Origin of the sequence: Paralysiella testudinis, assembly GCF_016894345.1 — a bacterium.
Classification (GTDB): domain Bacteria; phylum Pseudomonadota; class Gammaproteobacteria; order Burkholderiales; family Neisseriaceae; genus Paralysiella; species Paralysiella testudinis.
The window spans coordinates 2,225,203-2,251,126 of sequence record NZ_CP069798.1 but is presented as its reverse complement, the minus strand read 5'-3'; the positions used below and the strand labels follow the sequence as shown (position 1 = coordinate 2,251,126).

General features: G+C 53.6%; 27 protein-coding genes and 2 tRNA genes. 6 read left to right on the top strand and 23 right to left on the bottom strand.

What is annotated here, in order from left to right:
- Positions 1-178 precede the first annotated feature (178 nt).
- The 13 genes from JQU52_RS11550 to JQU52_RS11490 all read right to left on the bottom strand — a co-directional run bounded on the left by JQU52_RS11550 (position 179) and on the right by JQU52_RS11490 (position 15,690).
- Positions 179-550 (bottom strand): hypothetical protein, encoded by a 372-nt coding sequence (locus tag JQU52_RS11550; protein WP_230338633.1) that lies wholly within the window; start codon positions 548-550, stop codon positions 179-181.
- Between the two features lie 108 nt (positions 551-658).
- Positions 659-1,456 (bottom strand): DJ-1/PfpI family protein, encoded by a 798-nt coding sequence (locus JQU52_RS11545; RefSeq protein ID WP_230338632.1) that lies wholly within the window; start codon positions 1,454-1,456, stop codon positions 659-661.
- A gap of 280 nt (positions 1,457-1,736) precedes the next feature.
- Entirely contained in the window at positions 1,737-2,471 is a 735-nt protein-coding gene (locus JQU52_RS11540; protein ID WP_230338631.1) for a DUF4253 domain-containing protein, read from the bottom strand.
- A gap of 112 nt (positions 2,472-2,583) precedes the next feature.
- Positions 2,584-3,600: a ketol-acid reductoisomerase gene (gene ilvC, locus JQU52_RS11535; protein ID WP_230338630.1), complete on the bottom strand. Its 1,017-nt coding sequence runs from the start codon at positions 3,598-3,600 to the stop codon at positions 2,584-2,586.
- Between the two features lie 112 nt (positions 3,601-3,712).
- The gene (ilvN, locus tag JQU52_RS11530) at positions 3,713-4,204 is read right to left on the bottom strand and encodes an acetolactate synthase small subunit (RefSeq protein WP_230338629.1); all 492 of its coding nucleotides are present in this window, start codon (positions 4,202-4,204) and stop codon (positions 3,713-3,715) included.
- Positions 4,201-5,982 carry a biosynthetic-type acetolactate synthase large subunit gene (gene ilvB, locus JQU52_RS11525; RefSeq protein ID WP_230338628.1) on the bottom strand — a complete coding sequence of 594 codons (1,782 nt, stop codon included), beginning with the start codon at positions 5,980-5,982 and terminating at the stop codon, positions 4,201-4,203. The genes ilvN and ilvB overlap by 4 nt, the downstream gene beginning before the upstream one ends.
- 507 nt (positions 5,983-6,489) lie before the next feature.
- Positions 6,490-9,207: a calcium-binding protein gene (locus JQU52_RS11520; protein ID WP_230338627.1), complete on the bottom strand. Its 2,718-nt coding sequence runs from the start codon at positions 9,205-9,207 to the stop codon at positions 6,490-6,492.
- Between the two features lie 39 nt (positions 9,208-9,246).
- Entirely contained in the window at positions 9,247-10,137 is an 891-nt protein-coding gene (locus JQU52_RS11515) for a chorismate mutase (protein ID WP_230338626.1), read from the bottom strand.
- Positions 10,138-10,290: 153 nt separating this feature from the next.
- Complete coding sequence (gene secF / locus JQU52_RS11510; protein WP_230338625.1) at positions 10,291-11,226, bottom strand: protein translocase subunit SecF; 936 nt, start codon at positions 11,224-11,226, stop codon at positions 10,291-10,293.
- A 6-nt stretch (positions 11,227-11,232) separates the two neighbouring features.
- Positions 11,233-13,089, bottom strand: coding sequence for a protein translocase subunit SecD (secD, locus tag JQU52_RS11505; RefSeq protein WP_230338624.1), 1,857 nt, complete (start codon positions 13,087-13,089; stop codon positions 11,233-11,235).
- Positions 13,090-13,169: 80 nt separating this feature from the next.
- Complete coding sequence (gene yajC, locus JQU52_RS11500; RefSeq protein WP_230338623.1) at positions 13,170-13,466, bottom strand: preprotein translocase subunit YajC; 297 nt, start codon at positions 13,464-13,466, stop codon at positions 13,170-13,172.
- A gap of 200 nt (positions 13,467-13,666) precedes the next feature.
- Positions 13,667-14,341, bottom strand: coding sequence for a RadC family protein (radC, locus tag JQU52_RS11495; protein ID WP_230338622.1), 675 nt, complete (start codon positions 14,339-14,341; stop codon positions 13,667-13,669).
- A 131-nt stretch (positions 14,342-14,472) separates the two neighbouring features.
- The gene (locus JQU52_RS11490) at positions 14,473-15,690 is read right to left on the bottom strand and encodes a uracil-xanthine permease family protein (protein WP_230338621.1); all 1,218 of its coding nucleotides are present in this window, start codon (positions 15,688-15,690) and stop codon (positions 14,473-14,475) included.
- A gap of 211 nt (positions 15,691-15,901) precedes the next feature.
- Here JQU52_RS11490 and JQU52_RS11485 point away from each other — a divergent pair.
- The 4 genes from JQU52_RS11485 to bioC all read left to right on the top strand — a co-directional run bounded on the left by JQU52_RS11485 (position 15,902) and on the right by bioC (position 18,068).
- Positions 15,902-15,977 (top strand) — tRNA-Thr (locus JQU52_RS11485).
- A 2-nt stretch (positions 15,978-15,979) separates the two neighbouring features.
- Positions 15,980-16,055, top strand: a tRNA-Asn gene (locus JQU52_RS11480).
- 91 nt (positions 16,056-16,146) lie between these two features.
- Positions 16,147-17,298 carry an 8-amino-7-oxononanoate synthase gene (gene bioF, locus JQU52_RS11475; protein WP_230338620.1) on the top strand — a complete coding sequence of 384 codons (1,152 nt, stop codon included), beginning with the start codon at positions 16,147-16,149 and terminating at the stop codon, positions 17,296-17,298.
- A gap of 2 nt (positions 17,299-17,300) precedes the next feature.
- Positions 17,301-18,068 carry a malonyl-ACP O-methyltransferase BioC gene (bioC, locus tag JQU52_RS11470; RefSeq protein ID WP_230338619.1) on the top strand — a complete coding sequence of 256 codons (768 nt, stop codon included), beginning with the start codon at positions 17,301-17,303 and terminating at the stop codon, positions 18,066-18,068.
- 48 nt (positions 18,069-18,116) lie between these two features.
- On the opposite strand, the gene JQU52_RS11465 is transcribed toward bioC, so the two are convergent.
- On the bottom strand, positions 18,117-18,533 hold the full coding sequence (locus JQU52_RS11465; RefSeq protein WP_230338618.1) for a hypothetical protein: 417 nt from the start codon (positions 18,531-18,533) through the stop codon (positions 18,117-18,119).
- 83 nt (positions 18,534-18,616) lie between these two features.
- On the opposite strand from JQU52_RS11465, the gene JQU52_RS11460 reads away from it, so the two are divergent.
- Both JQU52_RS11460 and JQU52_RS11455 read left to right on the top strand, forming a co-directional pair.
- A complete protein-coding gene (locus tag JQU52_RS11460) occupies positions 18,617-19,192 on the top strand; it encodes a helix-turn-helix domain-containing protein (protein ID WP_230338617.1) in 576 nt (191 codons plus the stop codon).
- Positions 19,192-19,443, top strand: a complete 252-nt coding sequence (locus JQU52_RS11455) for a transposase (protein ID WP_230340540.1) — start codon at positions 19,192-19,194, stop codon at positions 19,441-19,443. The genes JQU52_RS11460 and JQU52_RS11455 overlap by 1 nt, the downstream gene beginning before the upstream one ends.
- 313 nt (positions 19,444-19,756) lie before the next feature.
- On the opposite strand, the gene guaA is transcribed toward JQU52_RS11455, so the two are convergent.
- The 9 genes from guaA to JQU52_RS11410 all read right to left on the bottom strand — a co-directional run bounded on the left by guaA (position 19,757) and on the right by JQU52_RS11410 (position 25,901).
- Positions 19,757-21,322, bottom strand: a complete 1,566-nt coding sequence (gene guaA / locus JQU52_RS11450; RefSeq protein ID WP_230338616.1) for a glutamine-hydrolyzing GMP synthase — start codon at positions 21,320-21,322, stop codon at positions 19,757-19,759.
- A gap of 100 nt (positions 21,323-21,422) precedes the next feature.
- Positions 21,423-21,770 (bottom strand): hypothetical protein, encoded by a 348-nt coding sequence (locus JQU52_RS11445; protein ID WP_230338615.1) that lies wholly within the window; start codon positions 21,768-21,770, stop codon positions 21,423-21,425.
- Positions 21,767-22,249 carry a hypothetical protein gene (locus JQU52_RS11440; RefSeq protein ID WP_230338614.1) on the bottom strand — a complete coding sequence of 161 codons (483 nt, stop codon included), beginning with the start codon at positions 22,247-22,249 and terminating at the stop codon, positions 21,767-21,769. Before JQU52_RS11440 ends, JQU52_RS11445 begins: the two co-directional genes overlap by 4 nt.
- A gap of 66 nt (positions 22,250-22,315) precedes the next feature.
- Complete coding sequence (gene smpB / locus JQU52_RS11435) at positions 22,316-22,762, bottom strand: SsrA-binding protein SmpB (protein ID WP_230338613.1); 447 nt, start codon at positions 22,760-22,762, stop codon at positions 22,316-22,318.
- Positions 22,763-22,921: 159 nt separating this feature from the next.
- A complete protein-coding gene (nadS, locus tag JQU52_RS11430) occupies positions 22,922-23,212 on the bottom strand; it encodes a NadS family protein (protein WP_230338612.1) in 291 nt (96 codons plus the stop codon).
- Between the two features lie 5 nt (positions 23,213-23,217).
- On the bottom strand, positions 23,218-23,538 hold the full coding sequence (locus JQU52_RS11425) for a type II toxin-antitoxin system RelE/ParE family toxin (RefSeq protein WP_230338611.1): 321 nt from the start codon (positions 23,536-23,538) through the stop codon (positions 23,218-23,220).
- 132 nt (positions 23,539-23,670) lie between these two features.
- Entirely contained in the window at positions 23,671-24,162 is a 492-nt protein-coding gene (locus JQU52_RS11420) for a peptidylprolyl isomerase (protein WP_230338610.1), read from the bottom strand.
- Between the two features lie 84 nt (positions 24,163-24,246).
- Entirely contained in the window at positions 24,247-24,816 is a 570-nt protein-coding gene (locus JQU52_RS11415) for a peptidylprolyl isomerase (RefSeq protein ID WP_230338609.1), read from the bottom strand.
- A gap of 107 nt (positions 24,817-24,923) precedes the next feature.
- Positions 24,924-25,901, bottom strand: coding sequence for a class 1 fructose-bisphosphatase (locus JQU52_RS11410; protein ID WP_230338608.1), 978 nt, complete (start codon positions 25,899-25,901; stop codon positions 24,924-24,926).
- Between the last annotated feature and the right edge of the window lie 23 nt (positions 25,902-25,924).

Genomic DNA, 25,924 nt, shown 5'->3' with positions numbered 1-25,924 from the left:
ATAACAAGGCGGCGAGCCGAAGACAGTACAAGTAGTACGGCAAGGCGAGCCAACGCAGTTAGGTTATTTTGTAGGATTGGTATTGGTTTCGCAGAAGCTGCGCTTTCAGGTAGCCTTTTAAAGTAAACATTTACCTTAAAAATGGTGGTGGTGAAGCAGGCTTGGCTTGAACGAATGCTTAGGGCTTATTCGGCATACGGGTATAAATGGATTTTTCCCGATGCAATTCATCATAAAGGCGCAGCTTGCCTTTCCGAAGGCTAAGTATTTTTAAACGCACCTGCGGATACTCTCCTAATTGTGAGGTCACCACCAATTGGCAGTTTTCTACCTTCCACGAGGCGGCGGAAAGCTCGGGCACTTGGTGGAGCCATGAGTTGAAGGTGCGCGTGCCGTTTTCCGTATCGAGTAAAAATTCTTCGAATGCGCCGGTATGGCTGCTGCGGTGCCAAGCCCCGGCCAGCTCCTGCTCGGTAACCGGGCAAACTTCGGCGGCCATGGCCGTGTTTGATGTTGCGATGAGGAGCGATAATGCAAAGATTGTTTTCATAAGCTCGAACGCCTGAGTGAAGTTGGTTGAATCAGGCCGTAACCCAATGCTTGCGGGGTTTCGTAGGTTCGGCAACGGCTGCTGTTTGTTGGGTTACGCTAAGCCAGCCTACGCTTGCTGGTGCTTCAGCTGATGTTCAATCTTTGCCAACAATTTTTCACCGAGTTCCTTGGCGCTGTAAGGATCTTGTCCTGTGATTAATTCGTTGCACTCAACAACGTTGCTCAGTCCGAGCATTTTCGTGTGAACCTTTGCGCCAAGTTTTTCTAGGATATGCACCGGATAATCCGGCATGTGTCCCCCAATATTGCAAAATGGGATATCTTCCGTAAGCCTTTCCGCAGCCATGCTCACGCATGTCATGTCATAACCGGAGTAAATCCATTTACCGTTTACTTCCGGTGCAGCCGCTAATGCAGCAGAACCATGGCAAATTGCTGCCGTCGTTTTGTTGCTGTTATGAAAATGCAGCAGCAGTTCTCCTGTCTCGGGATTGTATGCATTGCTTTGAAGCCAGTTGCTATGCAGTATATCCGTCATGGGCGCATGGCCCCCCGGAATGAACACGGTGTCATAGGTGCAGAGTTCGGCTTTGTCGTTTAGCAAATCAGATATCTTGCCGGGCGTGCCGATTCCCAATTCTTGAAGCTTGGTTTCAAAGTAATGTTTGGCGTGCTCCATCTTGCTCTTTGAGAGGCCCCAATTACTCAGTTTGTAAGATGCTTTGTCGATAACACAGCCTTTTCCATTCGGGCTGAAAAAAGTAACCGAATGCCCGGCCTCAATTAACGGCTCCAGCGGCTCAACAAGCTCTCCTAAAAAAATACCGACTTGGTGCGTGCCCCCTTCTCTGAGCGGGATTTCGGTTGCAGATGATGTGTAGACCAATATTTTAGCTTTTTGCATTTTTGGCTTTCAAAATGATTCATCTCAGTTGTCGTGTTTAACATTTACATAGACATCTTACTCAGGTGCCTATTAAAAGTGGGTAGGCTGGGTTAGGCCGCTAAGGCCGTAACCCAACGCTTGCGGGTTTTCGTAGGTTTGGCAATGGCTGCTGTTTGTTGGGTTACGCTTGCGCTAACCCAACCTACGCTTGCTGTGGGTAGTGGCATTGCATTGCGGTGTCAGCCGCCACAAAAATCGATGCCACGAAGTAAGGCGGGTTTGGATGAATTGCAGGCCTTCAATCCCACCAAAAGTACCAATTGCATCCTCTTAATAAAACAAGAGAAAGATTTTCAACGCTTTGTACCCCTTGATAAACGATATCCGCACAATATACATATTGTTCTCTCGCTAGCAGCATTGCAAGTTCGGGTGTTTCCGGGGGATTTTCTACGGAAAACTCAATTGTATCAGGGCCTATTCCCGTGACCACTGCACCGTACCGGTCATACCAGTATTTGAAAAATGCAACGTGCGCTTCCGTACTGGGACATGAGTTCCAGCCGCCAATTTTTAAGTATGCAGGTACTTCCCAAGCATTTTTGGTGGGGATCAGAGCAATAAAAACCTCGCTTTTGGGCTCACCCGTCAAAATTTCCGATGCAAGCGTTAGCGGTGCCGTTGGCGGTGGCTCTTCAATATCTACCCCGCTAAATTCAAAATGGTAATAATTCGGATCCTCTTCAATTTGGGTATCTAGCCATTCTTGAATATTGATTGAAAGCCCTTTTGATATGATTTTGCTTGGGTCTTCATCATCGTATTCGATGCACTCGCGTATTCGAATAAGATCTTCTTTGTCGCCCAATACTACCGGTGTACGCTCTTGGCTGTTCCTAAGCTGAAGAAGTGTTGATAGAGCATCTTCACCAGACACTTTAATCAATTCAAATGGAAACGTGAGTGGTTCTTCTGAGGGGTGTTCTGATTGTATGGCGTTATGCTTGCCAAACAGTTTTTTGAGCCAGCTCATGGAGTCTCCTGAAAGTAATGGTCATTATCCTGCCATCTAAAAAGGCTGCCTGAAAGATTAATTTAATAATTCACTTTCAGGCAGCCTTTTTCAAACAATGTTAATCAATCAATCAGTTCTTATCTTGATCCACCAGTTTGTTTTGGGCAATCCACGGCATCATGTCGCGCAGTTGTTTGCCTACCACTTCAATCGGGTGTTCGGCGTTGATGCGGCGGCGGGCGGTCATGGCCGGGTAGTTGGTGCGGCCTTCGAGGATAAACATTTTGGCGTATTCGCCGGTTTGGATGCGCTTTAAGGCATTACGCATGGCGTCTTTGGTGGCGCTGGTAACCACTTCGGGGCCGGTAACGTATTCGCCGTATTCGGCATTATTTGAGATGGAGTAGTTCATGTTGGCAATGCCGCCTTCGTACATGAGGTCTACAATCAGTTTCAATTCATGCAGGCACTCGAAGTAGGCCATTTCGGGGGCATAGCCGGCTTCTACCAGGGTTTCAAAGCCGCATTTCACCAATTCCACCGCGCCGCCGCACAATACGGCTTGTTCGCCGAAGAGGTCGGTTTCGGTTTCTTCGCGGAAGTTGGTTTCAATCACGCCGCCTTTGGTGCCGCCGTTGGCTGCGGCATAAGACAGGGCGATGTCGCGCGCTTTGCCGGATTGGTCTTGGTATACGGCAATTAGGGTGGGCACGCCGCCGCCTTTTTTGTATTCGCTGCGCACGGTGTGGCCGGGGCCTTTGGGGGCAACCATCACTACATCGAGGTCGGCGCGGGGTACGATTTGGTTGTAGTGCACGTTAAAGCCGTGGGCAAAGGCCAATACGGCGCCTTGTTTGAGGTTGGCTTCGATGTCGTTTTTGTAGACGTCGGGCTGGTTTTCGTCGGGCAGCAAAATCATGACCACATCGGCGGCTTTGGCGGCTTCGGCCACTTCGCGCACGTCGTGGCCGGCGGCCACGGCTTTTTTCCATGAGGCACCGTTTTGGCGCAAGCCCACAATCACGTTAACGCCGGATTCTTTCAGGTTGGCGGCGTGGGCGTGGCCTTGAGAGCCGTAGCCGATAATGGCCACGGTTTTGCCTTTAATCAGGGAGAGGTCGGCGTCTTTATCGTAATACACTTGCATGGTGGTTTCCTTTATTTAAGAGGCCATTGTTTTTATTAACAATGGTTTGGTTTTGCTGTGAATAGGCTGCCTGAATATGGTTATAGCGTTTTCAGGCAGCCTTGGGGTTTGATTAAATCCGCAACATGCGTTCGCCACGGCCGATGCCGGCGGCGCCGGTGCGCACGGTTTCCAGAATCAGGGTTTTGCCCACGGTTTCGAGGAAGGAGTCGAGCTTGCTGCTGGTGCCGGTGACTTCTACGGTGTAGCTTTTGTCGGTAACGTCAATCACGCGACCACGGTAGATTTCGGCCAGGCGCAGCACTTCGTCGCGGTCTTTGCCCACGGCGCGCACTTTGACCAGCATTAGCTCGCGCTCGACAAAACGGCTGTCGTTCAAATCAATCACTTTAATCACCTCAATCAGTTTGTTCAACTGTTTGGTGATTTGCTCGAGCACATCGGCATCGCCACGGGTGACGATGGTCATGCGCGAGAGGGTGGGGTCTTCTGTGGCGGCCACGGAGAGGGAGTCGATGTTGTAGTCGCGGGCGGAAAACAGGCCAACGATGCGGCTCATGGCACCGGATTCGTTTTCCATCAGGATGGATAAGATATGTCTCATGGCACGCTCCGGGTGTCGTAGTCGCGGTCGGTAACGTCGTTCACGTCGCTGTCGGCTTTGCTTTCGCGCATGTGCGGCGGCAGCACCATTTCATCCAGCCCTTTGCCGTTGCCCACCATCGGGTACACGTTTTGTTTTTGGTCGGTGATAAAGTCCATAAACACAAAGCGGTCTTTCAGTGCCAAGGCTTCGCGCAAAGCGCCTTCTACATCGCCGGCTTTTTCAATGCGCATACCCACGTGGCCGTAGGCTTCGGCCAGTTTGACAAAGTCGGGCAGGGAGTCGAAATAGGTTTCCGATTCGCGGTTGCTGTAGTAGAGCTCTTGCCATTGGCGCACCATGCCCAAGTAGCCGTTGTTGAGGCAAATCACTTTAATCGGCAGCTTGTATTGGAAGCAGGTGGACAGCTCTTGGATGTTCATCTGAATCGAGCCTTCGCCGGTGATGCAGCACACGTCTTTGCTCGGATCGGCCAAGTAGGCGCCCATGGCATAGGGCAGGCCCACGCCCATGGTGCCCAAGCCGCCGGAGTTGAGCCATTGGCGCGGGCGCTCAAACGGATAATATTGGGCGGCAAACATTTGGTGTTGGCCCACGTCGGAGGTGATGATGGCGTCGTTTTGAGTGACTTCGGCCAGGGTTTTTACCACCATTTGCGGCAGAATAATGCCGCTGTCGCTTTCAGGCAGCCTTAAGCAATCGCGGCTGCGCCAAGTTTCTAGGGTGTGCCACCATTTTTCCAGCTGGGCTTCGTTAAATGACAGGCTTTGCTTTTTCCAAATGGCGGCCATGTCGCGCAACACGTTTTTCACATCGCCCACAATCGGCACATCGGCTTTCACACGCTTGGAAATGCTGGAAGGGTCGATGTCGATATGGATGATTTTTTTGGCTTTTTCGGTGAATTTGGCCGGCACGGACACCACGCGGTCGTCGAAGCGCGCGCCCACCGCCAGCACCACATCGGCGTTGTGCATCGCCAAGTTGGCTTCGTAGGTGCCGTGCATGCCCAACATGCCCAAAAATTGGCGGTTGGACGAAGGATAAGCACCCAAGCCCATCAGCGTGCCGGTGCACGGGGCGCCGGTGAGCTGCACCAGCTCAATCAGCTCTTCGCTGGCATTGCCCAATACCACGCCGCCGCCAAAATAAATCAGCGGGCGCTTGGCCGCGGCCAGCATTTGCACGGCTTTTTTGATTTGGCCGGTGTGGCCGTGGGTAACCGGCTGGTAAGAGCGGATTAAGATGTCTTCTTGCGGATAGCTGAATTTGGCCATCGCTTGGGTAACGTCTTTGGCCACATCAATCACCACCGGGCCGGGGCGGCCGGAAGCGGCAATTTGAAACGCTTTTTTCACCGTTTCGGCCAATTCATTGATGTTGGTCACCAAGAAGTTGTGTTTCACACACGGGCGGGAAATGCCAATCATGTCGATTTCTTGGAAGGCATCGCTGCCGATGGCGGGCGTGCCCACCTGGCCGGAAATCACCACAATCGGCACCGAATCGGTGTAGGCGGTGGCAATGCCGGTGATGGCATTGGTGGCGCCGGGGCCGGAAGTGACCAAGGCCACACCCACTTTGCCGCTGGTGCGCGCATAGGCGTCGGCCGCATGAACGGCGGCTTGCTCGTGGCGTACCAGAATGTGTTGGAATTTATTAAGCTGGAAGATGGCGTCGTAAATCTCGAGTACTGCGCCACCGGGATAGCCGAAAACATATTCTACGTTTTCGGCTTTAAGACTCTGCACCAGAATCTGTGCGCCGGAAAGTTGCATTGTGAACCTCAGTTGTGTCAGGTAGCCCAACTGACGTGCGGCCGCCTTCACCAGTGCAGGGTATGCTGGCATCCGTTACAGCGGTTTAAGGTACGCGCAAGCGGATACTGGGGTGACAGACGACGCTACGCCAAGTAGTTGGAATAGCTGCCCAGAGTTATCAGGGATAAAGGAGCCAAGACAATATCGCAATGCAACATATTGCGCAAGGGGTTTGATAACCTGTTTTAACACAAACAACATTAAGGCTGACGCCGCTTTTATGACAATTTGACCTAAATTGGGCTTTAAAATGGCCATAAGCTAGGGCGGGTGAAAATTTTTATTGCTTGCTGGTGGCAATAAAATGGGTTTTATATTTTATTGCATTGGCGATGGCAGGCCATGCATTTGCAGCCCATTTATGGCTTGGCGCGTGGCTTGAGTGATCACCCGCCAGCAGCTTAGCCAAAGCATTGTCAATAGCGGGGAAATGCGGCCAGGCGTGAAGGGCGGGTGACTGAGGTATTACAAAATATGGGTGGCCGCCAATACCTCTTCTTGGCTAAGCGGCTGGCCGTTGTAACTGCGGATTTCAATCGCATTAATATAGCTTTCGCTGCCTTGCCACACTTTGTATTGCAGGCGCTGTACGTTTTCATCGAACACCACTTGGTTGAACAGCAAGTTCCAGCCTGGCGTACGGGTGAGCACAATGGTGTCTTCGGCGGGGTTGAAATCACGAATTTTGTCGTTTTGCTGATAAGGAAAGCTGTTTTGGCCATCCATAATCATCACAAACTGGTCTTTACCGTTGCCCCCATACATAAAGTCGATGCCGTAACCGCCCACTAAGGTGTCGTTGCCATCGCCGCCGTTAAGGGTGCGCGATAGGCTGCTGGGCACATTGGCCAGCATGTCTTCACCGTGCGCCACCACATAATCCAGCAAAGCTTTGCCGCTGAGTTTGGCTACTGTTTCGGCATGGGCGGGGTTGATATTGGGGCTGATTAGTACGTCATCACCGGGGCTGCCCTGAATCGGGCTGGCAATGGGCAGGGTGGTTTGCACCACATCGGCACGGTTGCTGCCGCTGGCCAGCACATTGCTTGAGTCTGCCCAGCTGGCATTTAAGGTGACGTGGTCGGTTTGTTGCAATTGGTTGTGGGTAAGCGTGGGGATGCTCACGTTGATTTCACGCACGCCGTCAGCCAGCACGATTTCCCCGCCTTGAGCTGGCAAGGTATGTAGGCTGCCGTTGATGTCGACACGGATGTCGGTGTTGGTATACACGCCGGCATCGGTGCCGGTGTCGTTCCAGCCGGTGGGTGCCCATTGGGTTAGATGCCAAGGGAAATCGTTGATGTTGAGCGTGCCGTATTTTTGGGCGATTTCGCCGCCGGCGCGCCAGGGGTTTTCTTTGCCTTGTGCCAGGTAGTTATTGGGTGCTTCTGCATTGAAGGCGAAATTGAAGGCATTGCGGTCGGCGCCATAACCGCCGTATTGCTGGATGGTTTTGGCCAGCAGCAGGGTAAACGGATTTAGGCCGAGGCTATCCAAATCAATGGCAGGATCAATGCGGAACCACTGCCCTTGAGCCGGTGCATTGGGGTTGGTGTCGCGCCCATCGCTGCCTTTGGCGGGAAATGAAATCACGCCAGCGCGGGCATCCGGCAGTGTGACGGAAAGTGCGTGGTTGATTTGGCCGGCTAAGGCTTCGGAAATGCCCACTTGGCTTAAGGGGTTGAGCATTTGTACCACCGCCGAGCCGCCACGGCTGTGCTGCATCCAGAAATTTAGCGTATCCAGATTGTCGATACCCGGGGCTGCCTGAAAATAACCGGCGGCATTGGTACTCCAGCTATTATCGCCGGTTTGGATAACATAGAAATACTCACGCATCATGCCCGTGGCTTTGTCGTATACCGCCATGGCGTGATCGCCGATGTCGTCGGGGCGCGCGTATTCGGGAAACGGAATTTTCCCCAGCGTGTTGCCCACCAAATCGGAAAATGTGGTGATGCGTGCATCGGTAGAAGTGATGGTGGTGTAGTGTTGTTGCGGATTGGATGAATCGACTATGTATATCGGAATATTGAAGTCTTCGGTGTTGATGGAGGTCGATTGGTATAGCTTATTGTGTTGGCCGGGCATGGTGCGGGCATAGGCGGCAATTTCGGCACTGTTATTGGCCAATGGCATATCGGCTACGCTGCGGGTGAATACGGTGCCGTTGGCGAGGTATTCGCCTTGAATAAAAGGATCGGCGCCGGTTGAGAGGTCAAGTGCGGAGGGCGTACTGTTTTGCGCCACTACCGCTAATTTCAACACTTGCCCGGCGCGGGCGGCGCTGTCTAGTGTGATGGTGTAGCTAAGACTTTCCCCTTCATTGGCGGCGCCATGATTGCGTATATTCAGGCTGTGCTGGTGTTCGCCGGAATTGTCGTTGCCACCGGAGTTGTCGTTGCCACCGGAGTTGTCGTTGCCACCGGAGTTGTCGTTGCCACCGGAGTTGTCGTTGCCACCGGAGTTGTCGTTGCCACCGGAGTTGTCGTTGCCACCGGAGTTGTCGTTGCCACCGGAGTTGTCGTTGCCACCGGAGTTGTCGTTGCCACCGGAGTTGTCGTTGCCACCGGAGTTGTCGTTGCCACCGGAGTTGTCGTTGCCACCGGAGTTGTCGTTGCCACCGGAGTTGTCGTTGCCACCGGAGTTGTTGTTGCCACCGGAGTTGTCGTTGCCACCGGAGTTGTCGTTGCCGCCGGAATTGTTGTTGCCACCGGAATTGCTGCCACCACCCGCCAGTGCTGCGGTGCCTGCGGCCGCGAGCAGGGTGCCGCCGATAATCCAGCCTGTATGGCTTGAGTTGGGGTTGGCGGGTGTGGCGGCGAGTGTTTCGGCCAGTAAATATTGTTCGGTGGGGATTTGGTTGGCCAGTATCGGCATCAAGCCATCTTGGCCACTATAAGGCTGTAGCTGGCCGCTGCTGTTGATGCCGTAGAGTGCGCTTTCATTGTCGGCGGTGTGGCTGAAATAATCGCGTATGGTGAACGTGGGCTCGCCGTTTGCTTCAATCAGCAAATCTTGCTGATGACGGGTGGTGCGGATGTATACGGGTGCTTGGCCATCGCTGTCCAAAACATATTGCAGCCCAGGCTGTGCCTGTACCGTTTCGCCGTTGCGGTGGATGCTGATAATGTGATCAGGTTGCAGCTTATGAATGATTTTAATGTGTAAAGATTGGGCCATGGCTATGGGTTTCGGTGGTTATTGTTAAGAATGGGATGTTTAGGCTGCCTGAAAACCATCGGGCACAATGATGCCGTTGGCGCCTGCTGCCAATGCCAGCCGGTAGAGGGTGGCCGTGCTCATATAGGTATGCGGTAAACGCACGATATTGGCCAATACGGGCAAGTGCGATAATTGCCGTGCTTTGGCGATGGCATCGGTGTCGAGCCGGTAGGGTGCGTGGTGATCCAGGTTGAGGGTACCTGCTTCGCCCAACATGATGTGGTGGTTGCCTTTGAGGGCGATGTGTTCGGCGGCAATCAGCCAATCGTCAACCAAGTGGTGCTTGTCTTTACATAAAACCACAGGTACGTTGAGCCGTCCCACTTCATCTTGTAGCAGGCGGTTGGTCATCAGCTCGCCACCCAAATACAACACATCGGCTTCGGCTGCCAGCGCGGGCTCGATTTGGCGTACATCACGGATGCGCAGTAATACGGGTTTGGCTGCGGCATGAGCTTGTGCGAGCAGCGTTTTCATGTGGCGAATGCGATCGTTTTCGTGGGTGTGTGCACGGGATGTGTAGGGTGTGCCGGGCTGGAAAAAAGGGTCGGCAAATAAGGCATTGGCATCGGGAATGGCGCCACCATCGTAAACCGGAATGGTTTGTTGATCAGCACCAAATGCCACGCCGCGCACATAGATAATGCTGTTGCTGTTTTGGGTTTCGCGGCTGATGATGCGCCAATCGTGCAGCACGCGCATGGCTTTTTCCACTCCGGCCAGTGCTTCGATTTCGCGCGGCTCAAACACGCGTTCGTCACCCACGGCGCCGATGATGGTACGCTCTTCGCCGCGCGAAATATGCTCGGTGAGGCCACGGCTGTGAATAAAGGCCACCACGGCATCAATGTGGGCGGCGCTGGCTTGTTTTTGCATTACGATAATCATGGCGGCGCTTTGGGGCAAATAAATAAAAGTGGTTTATTGTGGGCAAAATCGGCGGGTGCTGCAAGCAAATAAAAAGGCTGCCTGAAACTCGAGCTTCGCAGAAGCTTTGTTTTCAGGCAGCCTTTTGCGGCTTTTAAGGCCAAAACAATGTGTTTACACCACCGCTTCTTCTTTGCGTTTGGGCGGTTTGGCAATGTTTTCGCGGCTTAAGCCAAACATCAGCAGCAGCGGGCTGGCCACCAATACCGATGAATAAATGCCGAACACGATGCCGATGGTGAGCGCCAGGGCAAAGCCGTGAAGTGCGGCGCCGCCGAAAATCAGCATGGCCAACACCATCGCCTCGGTGGAGCCGTGGGTGATGATGGTGCGGCTCATGGTGGCGGTGATGGCGTTGTCGATAATGTGCGGCACCGATTTATTGCGCATTTGCGGCTTGCGGAAGTTTTCGCGGATGCGGTCGAACACCACCACCGATTCATTCACCGAGTAGCCCAGCACCGCCAAAATCCCCGCCAATACGGTGAGCGAAAATTCCCACTGGAAAAAGGCGAAGCAGCCCAAAATAATCACCACGTCGTGCATATTGGCAATAATGGCCGACACGGCAAAGCGCCACTCAAAGCGGATAGACAGATAAACGATGATGCCGGCAATCACCATGGCCAAAGCCAACAGGCCGTTGGTGACCAGCTCTTCGCCCACCTGCGGGCCGATAAATTCCACTTGGCGCAGGCTCACATCGGGATGGCTTTGCTTGAGCATGTCCATCACTTGATTCGACAATTGCGCCGTGGTAACGCCTTCTTTATTGGGCAGGCGGATCATGATGTGCCGGTTGGTGCCCAAAGCCTGCACCTGCACTTCGCCCATCTTGAGGGTGTTGAGCTGGCTGCGGATTTGGTTAACATCGGCACCTTGGCTGTATTCCACTTCCATCACGGTGCCGCCGGTGAATTCCACCGAAAAATTCAGCCCGCGCACCACCAAGAAAAACACCGCCAATATAAAGGTAAGCAATGAAATCAGGGTGGTGAGCTTGCCATAGCTCATAAACGGAATATCGCGTTTGATTTTGAAAAATTCCATGCTGGCTTACTCCTTGGCGGCCGGTAAAGACGGTTGGGTGTCGGGCTTCCACACCGAGCCGATAGAGAGGTGTTTGAGCTTGCGGCGGCGGCCATACCACAAATTGGCAAAGGCGCGCGACACCACCACCGATGAGAACATGGAGGTGAGGATGCCCAAACAATGCACCACGGCAAAGCCGCGCACAGGGCCGGAGCCGAAAATCAGCAGCGCAATACCGGCAATCAATGAGGTGATGTTGGAGTCGACAATGGTGTTCCACGCGTGTTGATAGCCGGCGTTAATCGCCATTTGCGGGGTGTTGCCATTGCGCAGCTCTTCGCGGATGCGCTCGTTAATCAGTACGTTGGAGTCGATGGCCATGCCCAAGGTGAGCGCAATGGCGGCAATGCCGGGCAGGGTGAGCGTGGCTTGCAGTGCCGATAAAATCGCCACCAAAAACAACAGATTGCTCGACAAAGCCAATACCGAAAACACGCCGAACATGCGGTAGTACAACATCATAAACAGCGCCACCGCCACAAAACCCCACAAAGTGGATTTAAAGCCTTTTTCGATGTTTTCTTTACCCAAAGAAGGGCCGATGGTGCGCTCTTCGATGATGTTCATCGGCGCGGCCAAAGAGCCGGCACGCAGCAGCAGCGAAATATCGTTGGCTTCGGCAATATTCATGCTGCCTGAAATAATGGTGCGCCCGCCCAAAATGGGCTCGTTAATCACCGGTGCAGTCACCACTTCGGCTTTGCCTTGGTCAATCAATACCATGGCCATGCGTTTGCCCACATTGTTGCGGGTAAGGTCGGCAAAAATGGCGGCGCCGGTGCTGTCGAAGTTCACGCTTACGCCGGGTTGGCCGCGCTCGTTAAAGCTGGGTTGGGCATCGTTGATGTTGTCGCCGGTGAGCTCTACTTGGCGGTTGAGCAATTCCGGGCGGCCATGGCCGGCAGAAGCCACCAGCTCAAAGCCGGGCGGCACATTGCCCATCATGGCGGCTTCCAATTGCGTGGGGTCGTCGGACACCATGCGCACTTCTAAGGTGGCGGTGCGGCCGATAATGTCTTTGGCCTTGGCGGTGTCTTGCACACCGGGTAGCTGCACCACAATGCGGTCCGGCCCGGCTTGCTGAATCACCGGCTCAGCCACGCCCAATTCGTTGACGCGGTTGTGCAAGGTGGTGATGTTTTGCTTCACCGCATCTTCACGCACCTTTGTCCAAGCTGCATCGGTAAGGCTCACGGTGATGCGGTTGTCGGAAGTGGTGAGGGTAGCATCGGGCAGATAGCGGCTTAATTCGGGATAGGCTTTCTGGGCATCGGCGGCATCCTGAAACGGCACAATCAGGGTTTGGCCGCTTTTGCTGATGTTACCGCTGCGGATTTTGGCTTGGCGCAATTGGCGGCGAATGTCGCCGGCGTAGCGGTCGAGCGTTTTTTCTACGGCGGCGGCCATGTCTACCTGCATGGTGAAGTGCACACCACCGCGCAAGTCTAGCCCCAAAAACATCGGCTTAGCTTTGATTTTGGCCATCCATTCGGGGGTGTTGGCCAGCAAATTGAGCGCAATAATATAGCCGTCGCCCAAGCTGGCTTCAATGGCATCGCGCCCTTTAAGCTGGGTTTCGGTATCGGCAAAACGCACTTTTAGGCTGCCATCGGCAATAAACATGCCGTTGTCTTGAATGTTGGCGGCGGCCAATGCTTGTTTAACGGTGTTTTCGGTATTCTCATCAATGCTGATGGCTTGGCGGTTGGTGGAAACCTGCACCGCCGGGATTTCACCGTAGAAGTTGGGCACGGTGTAGAGCAGGCCCAACACAAGGGTGACGGCAATCAGCAAATATTTCCACAAGGGATAACGGTTCATAACCTGTTTGGCTTTCCGTGAAGCTGAATAAACACAAATGCCGCAATCTTAAAAGATTGCGGCGCAAAGGAGCGGACGGCTTACGCGGCGGCCTTGCTGGTGATGGCGTTGCGCTCGATTTCCACTTCCACATTGGGGGCGATTTCAACACTGAAAAATTGCTCGCCCACTTTGGTGATGCGCCCGGCAATGCCGGAGCTGGTGATGATTTTGTCGCCTTTTTTCAATTCGGACAGCATTTGTTGGTGCGCTTTGAATTTCTTTTGCTGCGGACGCATAATCAGAAAATAAAACACCAGCAAAATCAGCACCAGCGGTGCAAACTGCATCAGCGCGCTGGGGGCGGCGCCGTCGGCGGCAAAAGCGAAGTCAATCATTATTCATACTCCATTGGGTTAAAAGCGTTAATCTGCGTTTGCTAACCGCCTATTTTAATCGGCAATGGCGTTTTTTCCAAGCAAAAGCGGCAATCAATTGCGCTTGCGGTTTGGCGATGGCTGAAATTGGGGTTTTGCGAGGATATTCGATGTGGTGTTGAGGCTGCCTGAAAATATAAACGGCGCGGCTGAAGTCGTTTTTAAATATACCCTAATTCGGCCATTGATGCGGCGTGTTGGCTGGTAACGATAAAATGATCCAATAGGTGCACATCCACCAGTGCCAGTGCTTGCTGTAGGCGCCGGGTAAGTGCGATGTCTTCGGCGGAAGGGGTGGCTAGGCCGCCGGGGTGGTTGTGTGCCAATATCAGCGCGGTGGCGTGGTGTTGCAAGGCCAAGGTAACCACTTCGCGCACATAAACCGTGTTTTCGGCCACGGTGCCGCGGGATAATTCCACCGTATGCAGCAGCCGGTTTTGCTGATTGAGCAGCAAGGCTAAGCACACTTCTACTTTTTCCTGCCCCAATTGCAGGCGCAAATAATCGGCCACGGCTTGCGGTTGGTCAAACAGCGGTGCGGCGGCCATATCTGCGGCCAGCACGCGGCGGCCGATTTCGCGCACCACCGCAAACTGGGTGTAGCTGGCCATGCCCATGCCTTTATGGCGGCACAAAGTGGCGGCGTCGGCGCTCATCAATTGCGCTAAGCTGCCGAACTGTTGCAATAAATAGCGCGCCAAATCCACCGCACTCATGCCCTGAATGCCGGTGCGCAGCAAAATCGCCAGCAGCTCGGCATCGCTTAGGGCTGTGGCACCGTGCGCCAGCAGTTTTTCGCGTGGGCGCTCGCCTTCGGGCCAGTGTTTGATGCTCATGGCACATGCTCCCGTTATGCTGATATGCGTGATGCTAATGTATTGTTGTATGAGCGTAAAGTGGAAAAAAGGCTGCCTGAAAGCACAAGTTGCTTTCAGGCAGCCTAGTTGATGTGCGTGATGTTTGGCGGTTAAACGCGTGCTTTTTCGCTGGGCAACACCATATTCAGGAAAATCGCCAGCAAGGCGCACAAGCCCACGCCGGCAAAGGCCATGCTGCCGAATTTTACCACCATGCCGCCCACGCCTACGGTGAGCACCGAGCTGGCAATCACCAGATTTTTGGGGTGCATCAGGTCCACTTTAGCGTCAATCAGGGTTTTCAAACCCAAGGAAGCAATGGTGCCGAACAGCAAAATCATGATTCCGCCCATCACCGGCATGGGAATGGAGGCCAAAAAAGCATTGAATTTGCCGAAAAACGCCATGCAGATGGCAAACACCGCCGCCCAAGTCATGATTACCGGATTGCTGTTTTTGGTAATCATCACCGCGCCGGTGACTTCGCCGTAGGTGGTTACCGGCGGGCCGCCAATCAAACCGGCCACACACACACCCAAGCCGTCGCCGGCCAAAGTTTTGTCCAAGCCGGGGTCTTTGGCGTAGTCTTTACCGGTAACGGTGCCGATGGCCATAATGCCGCCGATGTGTTCAATCGCCGGCGCAATCGCCACCGGCAGCATAAACAGCGCCGCATGCCAGTTCACTTCCGGGGTTTCGAAATGGGGAATGGCAAACCAGGGCGCGTTAATAATCGGCGTTGTGTCCACCATGCCCAGCAGCAGGGCGGCAATATAACCGGCGGCTACACCCACCAAAATCGGCACCAGCTTCATCATTTTGCTGCCAAACACCGCCACCATCACGGTAACGGCAAAGGTAAAGCCGGAGAGCAGCAGCGAATGGCTGTATTCCATCACCTGCTTGCCGCCAGCCTGGCCCATGGCCATACCGCTGGCCACCACCGCCACCGACAAACCAATCACCATAATCACCGGGCCGATGACCACCGGCGGCAGCAAACGGTGCACCGCTTCAAGGCCGCGCCAGCGAATCAGCAGTGCAAACACAAAATACATAAAACCGGCCGCAAACAGGCCGAACATGGTGGAGGGCAGCCCCCATTCGCTGATGGAATAGATAATCGGTGCGATAAAGGCAAACGAAGAGCCCAAAAAAATCGGCACTTTGCGCCGGGTGGTGATTTGAAACAAAAGCGTGCCGATGCCTGCGCCCAATAGCGCCAGCGCCGGATTGAGGCCGGTGAGCAAGGGCACCAGAACCATGGCGCCGAAGGCGACAAACAGAATTTGCGCGCCCGAAACGGCCAATTTTAATTGTTGTAACATAATGGCATTCCCGCAAGATAAACCCACGCATTATAGCGGAGACGGGGGCGGAAAGTCATGTGGCAATAGATAGCAAGGCTGCCTGAAAAGCAATGGGCAGCGGGCTTGCGGTTTTTGTTTGATGCAAAACAAAATCTTAATAGCGTATGCCTAAAATCAGCCCATGCGGTACTTGCCAAGATACGGCGATTTGCGCATAATACGCGTCTTCGCCGGTATAGCTCAGTTGGTAGAGCAGCTGACTTGTAATCAGAAGGTCCCGAGTTCGACTCTTGGTGCCGGCACCAATTCCCTGATAGCTCAGTCGGTAGAGCGACGGACTGTTAATCCGCAGGTCCCTGGTTCGAGCCCAGGTCGGGGAGCCAAACACAATGCCTTGAACCCTTGGGTTCAGGGCATTATTTTTTTCAGGCAGCCTTAAATTAGCGTAGGTGGTTTTGAATCAGGAGCGAAATCATGTCGTGGCAACACACCATTGAGCAAGCTTTGCAACAGCAACATGCGCGGCAGGGCTGGCGTATGCGCACCGTGCACGCCGCCGCCGACAGGCTGCCGTATCTGCTGATCAACGGCCAAAACCAGCTTAATTTTGCCGGCAACGACTATCTGGGCTTAAGCCGCCACGAAGCGGTGATTCAGGCGTGGCAGCATGGTTTGTCGCGCTATGGCGCTGGCAGCGGCGCTTCCGGCCATGTGGTGGGCTATACAGAAGTGCACGAAGCGCTGGAAGCCCATTTGGCTCAATGGCTGGGCTACGAACGCGCCTTGCTGTTCAACAGCGGCTATGCCGCCAATCAGGCATTGGTGCAAGCGTTGGCACGCAAAGACAGCGTGCTGCTGATGGACAAACTGTGCCATGCCTCCTTGCAAGAAGCCGCCGCACAATCGGATGCGCTGGTGCGCCGCTACGGCCACTGCCGCCACGATGTGTTGGCACGCCATTTGGCGCAACACGGCGCGCGCAACACCTTGGTGGCCACCGAAGGCGTGTTCAGCATGGATGGCGACCAGCCTGATTTGCTTGAACTGCGCCGCTTATGCGATGAGCACGGCGCTTGGCTGCTGGTGGACGACGCCCACGGCATCGGCGTGTGCGGCCCCGAAGGCCGGGGCAGTGCCGCCGCAGCGGGCATACAGGCCGATATTTTGGTGGTTACCTTTGGCAAAGCGGTGGGCGTGGCCGGTGCGGCGGTGTTGTGTCGCCACAGCACCGCCGAATATCTGCTGCAATTTGCCCGCCATCTGATTTACAGCACCGCCATGCCGCCCGCGCAAGCATTGGCCTTGCACGAAGCCCTGCATCAAGTGGCCAAAGCCGATGCGGCACGGGCGCAATTGCAGGCCAATATCCACGATTTCCGCCAGCGTTTTGTTTCAGGCAGCCTTGGTTTGCTGCCGTCGCATACGCCGATTCAGCCTTTGTTGTGCGGCGATAACGATGCGGTTTTGGCTGCCGCCGCCGCTTTGCAGGCGCAAGGCTTGTGGGTAGGCGCCATCCGCCCGCCCACAGTGCCCATCGGCCAAGGGCGTTTGCGCATCACCTTAAGTGCCATGCACCAAAGCGAACACATCAGCGCCTTGCTGGCAGCGCTTGAGCACATTGCTTAACTATGTTTGCAGCCCAAGCCGATATTGCCCGTCGCTTCAGCCAAGCCGCCGCCGGCTACGACCAAGCCGCCACCATCCAGCGGCTCACCCGTGCGCATCTGTATGCTTTTAACGCCTGCGCCGCTCACGGCCAAATTGTGGCCGATATCGGCAGTGGCAGCGGTGTGGCCGCCACGCATTGGCAACAACAAGGCGCACAAGTGTTGGCGCTGGACGTGGCCAGCGGCATGTTGCAGCACAGCCGCCATCTGGGCCGCGGTCATGCTTGGATTGGTGCCGATGCCCAAGCCCTGCCTTTGGCCGATGCCAGTGTGGACATCTGCTTTAGCAATCTGGCTTTGCAATGGTGCGCCAATCAAGCGCAGGCTTGGCGTGAAATCTTCCGTGTGCTCAAACCCGGCGGCACCGCACTGGTGAGCAGCCTTGCTGATGGCAGTATGCAGCCTTTGCGTGCGGCTTGGGCGGCGGCCGACCATCAGCCGCACAGCCACCATTTTGTGGCGCAAGCCGATTTGCAAACCGCCGTGGCCGCCTTGCCGTGGCAAAGCCTGCACAGCGAAGCCCACACCGAAACCCTGTATTTCCCCGACCTAAAAACCCTGTTGCAATCATTGCGCCAAGTGGGCGCCAACCATGTGGCCGCTCGCTCGCAAGGCCTCACCGGCAAACAAAAATGGCGCCTATTTGCCGAAGCCTATGCACAATATGGAGACGAGCAAGGGCGTTTGCCGCTGGATTATCGGGTGGTTTATTGGTGTGCGCGCAAGTAAAAAAACCAGCTAAATTCTGATTCTGTTTTTTTCTGTTTTTGCCTTAAATTAATATAAAAATTTTAATCTGATGATTTTATTATACCAATTCGAAAAAATAAGATAACAAGGCGGCGAGCCGCAGACAGTACACCTAGTACGGCTAGGCGAGCCAACACAGTTAGGTTGTTTTTTCGAATTGGTATTATTTATTTTGTATTGAAAATGGCAGATATGATTTTCATTGCTTCTTGCTTTTTCAGAAAACATATTGCGACAAAAATCTTGATACTGCGTTAACTCTCTTTCATTCATATCTTCTACATCTCTTTCGCCGATAGGATTAACAAAAAAATATTGGAAAGATAGTTTTTGTTTAATAAATGGATAACGCTTCGTTCCATGCTCATCAAATTCAGCCAGCACAAAACCGGTTTTAAGATAGAAAAATAATATAATAACGACAAAAATAATTCTTTTAATCATGCTTTATCTAACATTGATTAATTCTTTTCTTAACGCTGTTGAGCCAATTATACCAATAAAAATAAATAAGCTATAATCATCCTATGCCTAAACTGACCCCAAAAAACCACCAGCTCACCGAGCATGATTTTCTCAAACTCGCCAAAACAGAATCCCACCCACGGGCACGGACACGGTTGTTTATATTGCACCAACTGCAACAAGGTCAAACACCCGAAGAAATCGCCCCACGGTTTGGACTCCATCCGCTAACCATACACATATTACGGCGCAAATATTGGGAATTCGGTATTGAACAGGCCATTTACGACAAACAGCGACCCGGCCGCAACAGCAAACTAAAGCCGCAAGACCATCAAGCCTTCAAACAACGCATCATCGAAGAACAAGAAAAACGCGAAGGCGGCAGGCTCACCGCCGAAGACATCCATACCATTGCCGCCCAAGAATTCAATACTCGTGTATGGCACGAAAAGGGAAAAAGACCACGCATTATCCGCCAACAGCAGTTTGAATACGCCTATATCTTTGGTGCAGTGTGCTTGAGAACCGGAACAACAGCGGCTTTGGTGATGCCTAGTGTGAACAAAGAGGCGATGCTGCTGCATTTACGGCAAATATCGAAAGAAACCCCGAAGGCCGGCATGCTGTGGTGGTGATGGACGGTGCGGGTTGGCATCAGGATGTCAGCGAACTGAAAAACATATCGATATTGAAACTGCCGCCGTATTCACCGGAATTAAACCCTATAGAACGGATATGGCGGCAGCTGAAGCAAACCTCTTTATCCAACCGTTGCTATAAGGGCTATGGGCAGATTGTAGAGGCTGGCTGTGCTGCGTGGAATGCGTTGGTTGCAGAAAAAGACAAGCTCTGTTCGCTGGTGGCTTGTGAATGGGCTTTATTATAGATTATTTATTTTAAATGGTATGAGATAGTGCCGGACGTGGCAACATAAGCATACATACCATCGCGGTCTTGCAGCTTGTATGGTTTTTCTTTCGGTTTGGCGGTTTTTAGTATGCGGTCATTGAGCATTTGGCGGCTTTCAAATGGTGGACGGTATTTTTATTTCTGCATTATACAAAATACCGCAATGAATACCGTCAAAATTTCTTGATTGATGCGAACCAATACGAACCAATAGAAACAATAAAGCCCCGTAGAATCGGGGCTTTGGTGTGTATTTTGGGCTAATATGAATTCATGCGCACGCTATGCTTTCATTCCCATTCTATGGTGGCTGGCGGCTTGCCGGACACATCATAAACCACGCGGTTGATGCCGCGCACTTCGTTGATGATGCGGTTGGAAACGCGGCCGAGCAGGCTGTAGGGCAACTCGGCCCAGTGGGCGGTCATAAAGTCGCTGGTAACCACGGCGCGCAGGGCAACCACGTATTCGTAGGTGCGCCCGTCGCCCATTACGCCCACCGATTTTACCGGCAGGAATACGGCAAAGGCTTGGCTGGTGTTGTCGTACCACGATACGCCTTCGGCATCCACGGTGTTGCGCAGCTCTTCGATAAAGATGTGGTCGGCACGACGCAGTAAGTCGGCGTATTCGCGTTTGACTTCGCCCAGAATGCGCACGCCAAGGCCGGGGCCGGGGAAGGGGTGGCGGTATACCATTTCGCGCGGCAGACCCAGCGCCACACCCAGCTGGCGTACTTCGTCTTTAAACAAATCACGCAAGGGCTCAAGCAGGCTGAGGTTGAGGGTTTCGGGCAGGCCGCCTACGTTGTGGTGGCTTTTGATGGCGTGGGCTTTGTTGGTTTTGGCACCGGCCGATTCGATTACATCGGGGTAGATGGTGCCCTGCGCCAGCCAGCGGGCGTTTTGGCGCTTGCCGGCTTCTTGCTGGAATACTTCCACAAATTCGGCGCCGATGATTTTGCGCTTTTGTTCGGGGTCGGTAACGCCGGCCAGTTTGCGCATAAATTCGCCCGAAGCATCCACATGAATCACGTTCACGCCCAGGTTGCGGGCAAACATGTCCATCACCATTTCGGCTTCTTTGTAGCGCAACAGGCCGTGGTCAACAAACACGCAGGTGAGCTGGTTGCCGATGGCGCGGTGAATCAAGGCGGCGGCCACGGAAGAATCCACGCCGCCAGACAAACCCAAAATCACTTCGTCGCTGCCCACTTGCTGGCGGATTTTGGCCACGGCTTCGTCGATGTAGTTGGGCATGGTCCAGCTTGGCTTGGCGGCGGCGATGTCGAGCACAAAGCGGTGAATTAAGGCGCTGCCTTGCTTGGTGTGGGTCACTTCGGGGTGGAATTGCACGCCGTATAAGTGTTTGTCGGCATGTTCCATAATGGCGATGGGGCAGGAAGGGGTGTGGCCGACGCGGCGAAAGCCTTCAGGCAGCCCGGTGACTTTGTCGCCGTGGCTCATCCACACATCGAGTTGGTTGGGTGCGTCGTCGTAAATCTCTTGGGTGAGGGTGCTGTCTTCGGTTTCTACACGGGCGTAGCCGAATTCGCGCTGGTCGCCGGGGGAAACGGTGCCGCCCAAGGTGTGTGCCATCCATTGCATGCCGTAGCAAATGCCCAATATCGGCACGCCCAAGTCCAAGATGGCCGGATCGGCTTGATAATCGGAATCGTAAACCGAATTGGGGCCGCCGGAAAGAATAATGCCTTTGGGGGCAAAGGCTTTGATGTCGGCGATGGGCATATCGTAGGGGTGCAGCTCGCTGTATACATGCGCTTCGCGCACGCGGCGGGCGATGAGCTGGGTGACTTGTGAGCCGAAGTCGAGAATCAGAATTTTGTCTTGGGTCATGGTGTGAAAGGCCGGGCAGTAGAGAGTTCGGGGAAAGGGTGTATTTTAACCCTTTCAGGCAGCCTTGGTGTTATCTGAAGGCTGCCTGAAAGGTTTGGGTTTATTTAGCCGCAGGCGGCTGTATTTTGCTGCGTTTGTGCGGCACCAAATCGCTGCGCGAAAGCAGCATTAAGCCGCCCAAGAGCATCATGCCCAAGGCAATCAGCGGCGAGTAGCCGAGCAGGTATTCGCTGCGCACATAAATGGCGGCACCGATGTACATCAGCATGGGGCCGGCAATCACCGATTGTTTGTTGATGCCGTCAATCAGCAATACCACCGCCCCGGCCACACCCAAGCCAACGGCCATCAGCACGGCGGTGGCGGGCAGGATGTCGGTGGTTTTTAAAAACCAAATGGCGCCGGCCACAATCAGCACCAAGGGCAGGGTGAGTGAAGGGTTTTTCATGGGCGATTTTCTTTTTGCTTGTTACGGCTCGCCAACAATTCATCAACCAAAGCATCGGTTTGTGCTTGCAAGTTGGGGTTTTGGATGTATTGGCGGTGTTGGCCGCGTAATTTAAAGTTTAATGTCCCCACGGTTGTACGGCCTTGCTCGGTGCTTTCAACTATGCGGATGCTGGCGCGGCGCAGGGTATTGGGCAGGCCGTTGGGGGTAATCACGTTGTAGCGCAAGGTGAAGCGGCATGATTCGCTTTGCAACTCCGGTGTTTGTGGGTTGCGGATAATGGTGCTGCTGATACTGTGCTTTTTCAGGCTGGCGGCAAGATTGTGCGACCACTGAGGTAAACCGGCATTGGCGTTTTCGATGATGCAAACATGCCACAGGGCGGTTTGTTTTTGGGTTTCGACGCTTTTACTGCTGGTGGCGCCGCAGGCGCTTAGCAGTAGGGCGCAGGCGCCGATGGCGAGAATGGGCGTTTTCATGATATTTGCGAACCAGATGGTGGAAAAATAGGTTTCAGGCAGCCTTGGTGTAGCGTATCAGGCCGATTAACGGGTTTGCTTGATGATGCGCTGCTTTTCGCGCTGCCAGTCTTTTTCTTTGCTGCTTTGGCGTTTGTCATGCTGTTTTTTGCCTTTGGCCAAACCCATGTCCATTTTAACCATGCCGTGGTGGTAGTGCAGGTTGAGCGGCACCAAGGTGTAGCCGCTGCGTTCCACTTTGCCGATTAACTTGTTGATTTCCGATTGCTTTAACAGCAGTTTGCGTTGGCGCACCGGGTCGGGCTTAACATGGGTGGAAGCGGTGGCCAGCGCGGTGATGTGGCAGCCCACCAGATAAAAAGCGCCGCGTTTCCAGTGGATATAGGCTTCTTTTAATTGTACGCGCCCGGCGCGGATGGCCTTCACTTCCCAGCCTTCCAGCACCAGCCCGGCCTGAATTTGCTCTTCAATATAGTAATCGTGAAAGGCTTTTTTATTGTTGATGATGCTCATAATGGCTCTGTAATGGTGTTGGCGGTGCCGGTTTCAAGCCGGGTATTTTAACAGCAAATAGAAGGGTGTTGATTAAGTGCATTTAAAATATTGAATTTGAAAGTATTTTAGTTTCAGGCATTCCGCAAAATTATTTCTTGAAAGCCTTGGTTGGGTGGCTTATACGGCCTGTAACTGCCGGATAAATTCAGGCTCTTTTTCCAGTAGACGCAAAAGCTTTAACGGGGCGCCGTCGGGATAGCGCCGGTGTTGTTCCCATGATTGCACCAAAGAAGTGCTGACGCCGATGGCTTGGGCGAATTCGTCTTGCTTCATATTCAGATTGCGGCGGATGGCCTTGGTGTCGGGGCGCTCGTAAGTGCGTATGGCTGCCGGTTGTTGCACACCTTTTTCAATTTGCACCATCTCTTGTGCGGATGCGAGCAAATCGGCAAATAATTTATCGTCCATGGTGTTTACTCCAATTGATTGATGATGGCACGCAATGCGGCTTTTTGCGCATCGCTTAAGTTTTCTTGTTTGTTTTTGGGGTAGGCCAGCAGTAAATAAATTTTGCCGTTCTGGCCGATATGGTAATAAATCACACGGATACCGCCGGATTTACCCATGCCTTGCCGCTTCCATCGCAGTTTGCGGCAACCGCCGGTGCCGATGATTAAGTCGCCCGCTTCCGGGTTATCCAGCAAGTGCGCTTCCATGGCCTGAAATTCGTTTTCAGGCAGCCATTTTTCACGGTCACGACTGAATAAGGTGGTTTCAATAAATTGAATATGCATGGCAGACTTTCTTTATTGAGGCTTATTTTATTCGTACCATGTACTAAAAATCAAGTATTGATATCCAAAATGCCAAAGGCTGCCTGAATCGGTTTCAGGCAGCCTTTAATCAATCGCCAGCTTAGTTTACGCTTAAACCACTTCGGCTTTGTTGATGACTACGGTGTCCACCGGCACGTCTTGGTGGCCGGCTTTGTTGCCGGTTTTGACTTTTTTGATTTCATCCACCACGTCGGTGCCTTCCACCACTTTGCCGAATACGGCATAGCCCCAGCCGTGCAGATCCGGTTTGGTGTGGTTGAGGAAGTCGTTGTCTTTCACGTTGATAAAGAACTGGGCGCTGGCCGAATGCGGCTGCATGGTGCGTGCCATGGCCACGGTGTATTGATTGTTTTTAAGGCCGTTGTTGGCTTCATTTTCAATGGTGTCGCGGGTGTCTTTTTGTTTCATATCGGCATCGAAGCCGCCGCCTTGAATCATAAAGCCGTCGATAACGCGGTGGAAGATGGTGCCGTCGTAAAAGCCGTCGCGCACGTATTGCTCGAAGTTGGCGGCGGTTTTGGGGGCTTTTTCGTGGTCCAGCTCGATGCCGATAATGCCGAAGTTGGTGTGCAATTTGATCATGTTTGCGGTTTCCTAAGAGAGGGGTGAATGGGGTTTCAGGCAGCCTTGAATCGATACTTGAGGCTACCTGAAACGATATGGCGCTTAGTTTAGAATGGTGATTTTGTTAATCACCACTGGTTTTTGCGGTACGTTTTCATGATAGCCGCGGCGGGTGGTGGGCACTTTGGCGATGTTGTCGACCACGGCGGTGCCGTCGATCACTTTGCCGAATACGGCGTAGCCCCAGCCTTGGTTGGTTTTGTTTTGGTGGTTTAAAAAGGCGTTATCGGCCACGTTGATAAAAAACTGGCTGGTGGCTGAATGCGGCTGGGCGCTGCGCGCCATAGCCAGGGTGTATTTTTGGTTTTTAAGGCCGTTGTCGGCTTCGTTGGTGATGGCTTTGCCGGTGTCTTTTTGTTTCATATCGGCGCTGAAGCCGCCGCCTTGAATCATAAAGCCGTTGATCACGCGGTGAAATACGGTGCCGTTGTAAAAGCCTTTATTGGCGTAGTCGATAAAATTGGCCACGCTTTGCGGGGCTTGTTGCTGGTTGAGCGCCACTGTGATTTTGCCCATATTGGTGTCGATAAGGGCGCGCGGTTCGGCGTGGGCGGCGAGCATGCTGCTGCCAAGGACGGCGGCGAGCAAGAGAGTGTGTAGGGGTTTGGTCATGGTGTGTTTTTATGTTTGAGGCTGCCTGAAAGCTTGGTGTTGGGGCTTTCAGGCAGCCTGGCTTGGTTTTGGAGTAGACTCTTAGATTAGGTGTGTTGCGGCTAATTTCAAGCCTGATGTTTGGCGCTGATGTAATCCACTTCGTTTTTGCTGCCCAATACCACGGCCACGCGTTGGTGCAGGCCTTCGGGCTGGATGTCGAGCATGCGGGTGTGGGCATTGGTGGCGGCGCCGCCGGCTTGCTCTACCAGCAGGCTTAAGGGGTTGGCCTCGTACATCAGCCGCAGTTTGCCCGGTTTGCCCGGCTCGCGGGCGTCTTGCGGATACAGAAACACGCCGCCGCGCATCAGGATGCGGTGTACTTCGGCCACCATGCTGGCCACCCAGCGCATATTGTAGTTTTTGCCGCGCACGCCGGTATCACCGGCCAAGAGCTCGCTGATGTAGTCTTGCACCGGGGCTTGCCAATGGCGCTGGTTGGACATATTGATGGCAAATTCTTGGGTGGCAGGCGGGATAATGGGGTTGCTTTGGGTGAGCACAAATTGGTGTTCATTATTCAGCGTAAACACGGTAATGCCGTGGCCGAGGGTGAGCACCAGCAGGGTTTGCGGGCCGTAGAGCACATAGCCGGAAGCCACTTGTGCGCGCCCGGGCTGCAAGAAGCTGGCGGTATTGAGGCTGCCTGAAGGTTTGGCCAGCACCGAAAAAATGGTGCCGATGGAAATATTCACGTCGATATTGGAGGAGCCGTCGAGCGGGTCGAACAGCACCAGATAGCCGCCATCGGCGTTGGCCGCCACAAAGCTGTCTTCTTCTTCGCTGGCTAGGCCAGCCACGGCGGGGTTTTGTTGCAATATGCCCACCAAGGTGTTGTTGGCAATCACATCCAGCTTTTTCTGCTCTTCGCCTTGGATGTTGCCGCTGCCGGCACTGCCCAAAATACCGCTTAGCGCCCCTACGCGCACTTGGGCGCTGATGCTGACGCAGGCTTGGCAAATGCTGCTAATCACGCTGCCCAAGGCCGGCGGCAGATGGTGTTCGGCCAGGTGTTGGTGCAGAAAGTCGGGCAAGGTGGCGGACATGGCAGGGCTCCAGTGGATGAACG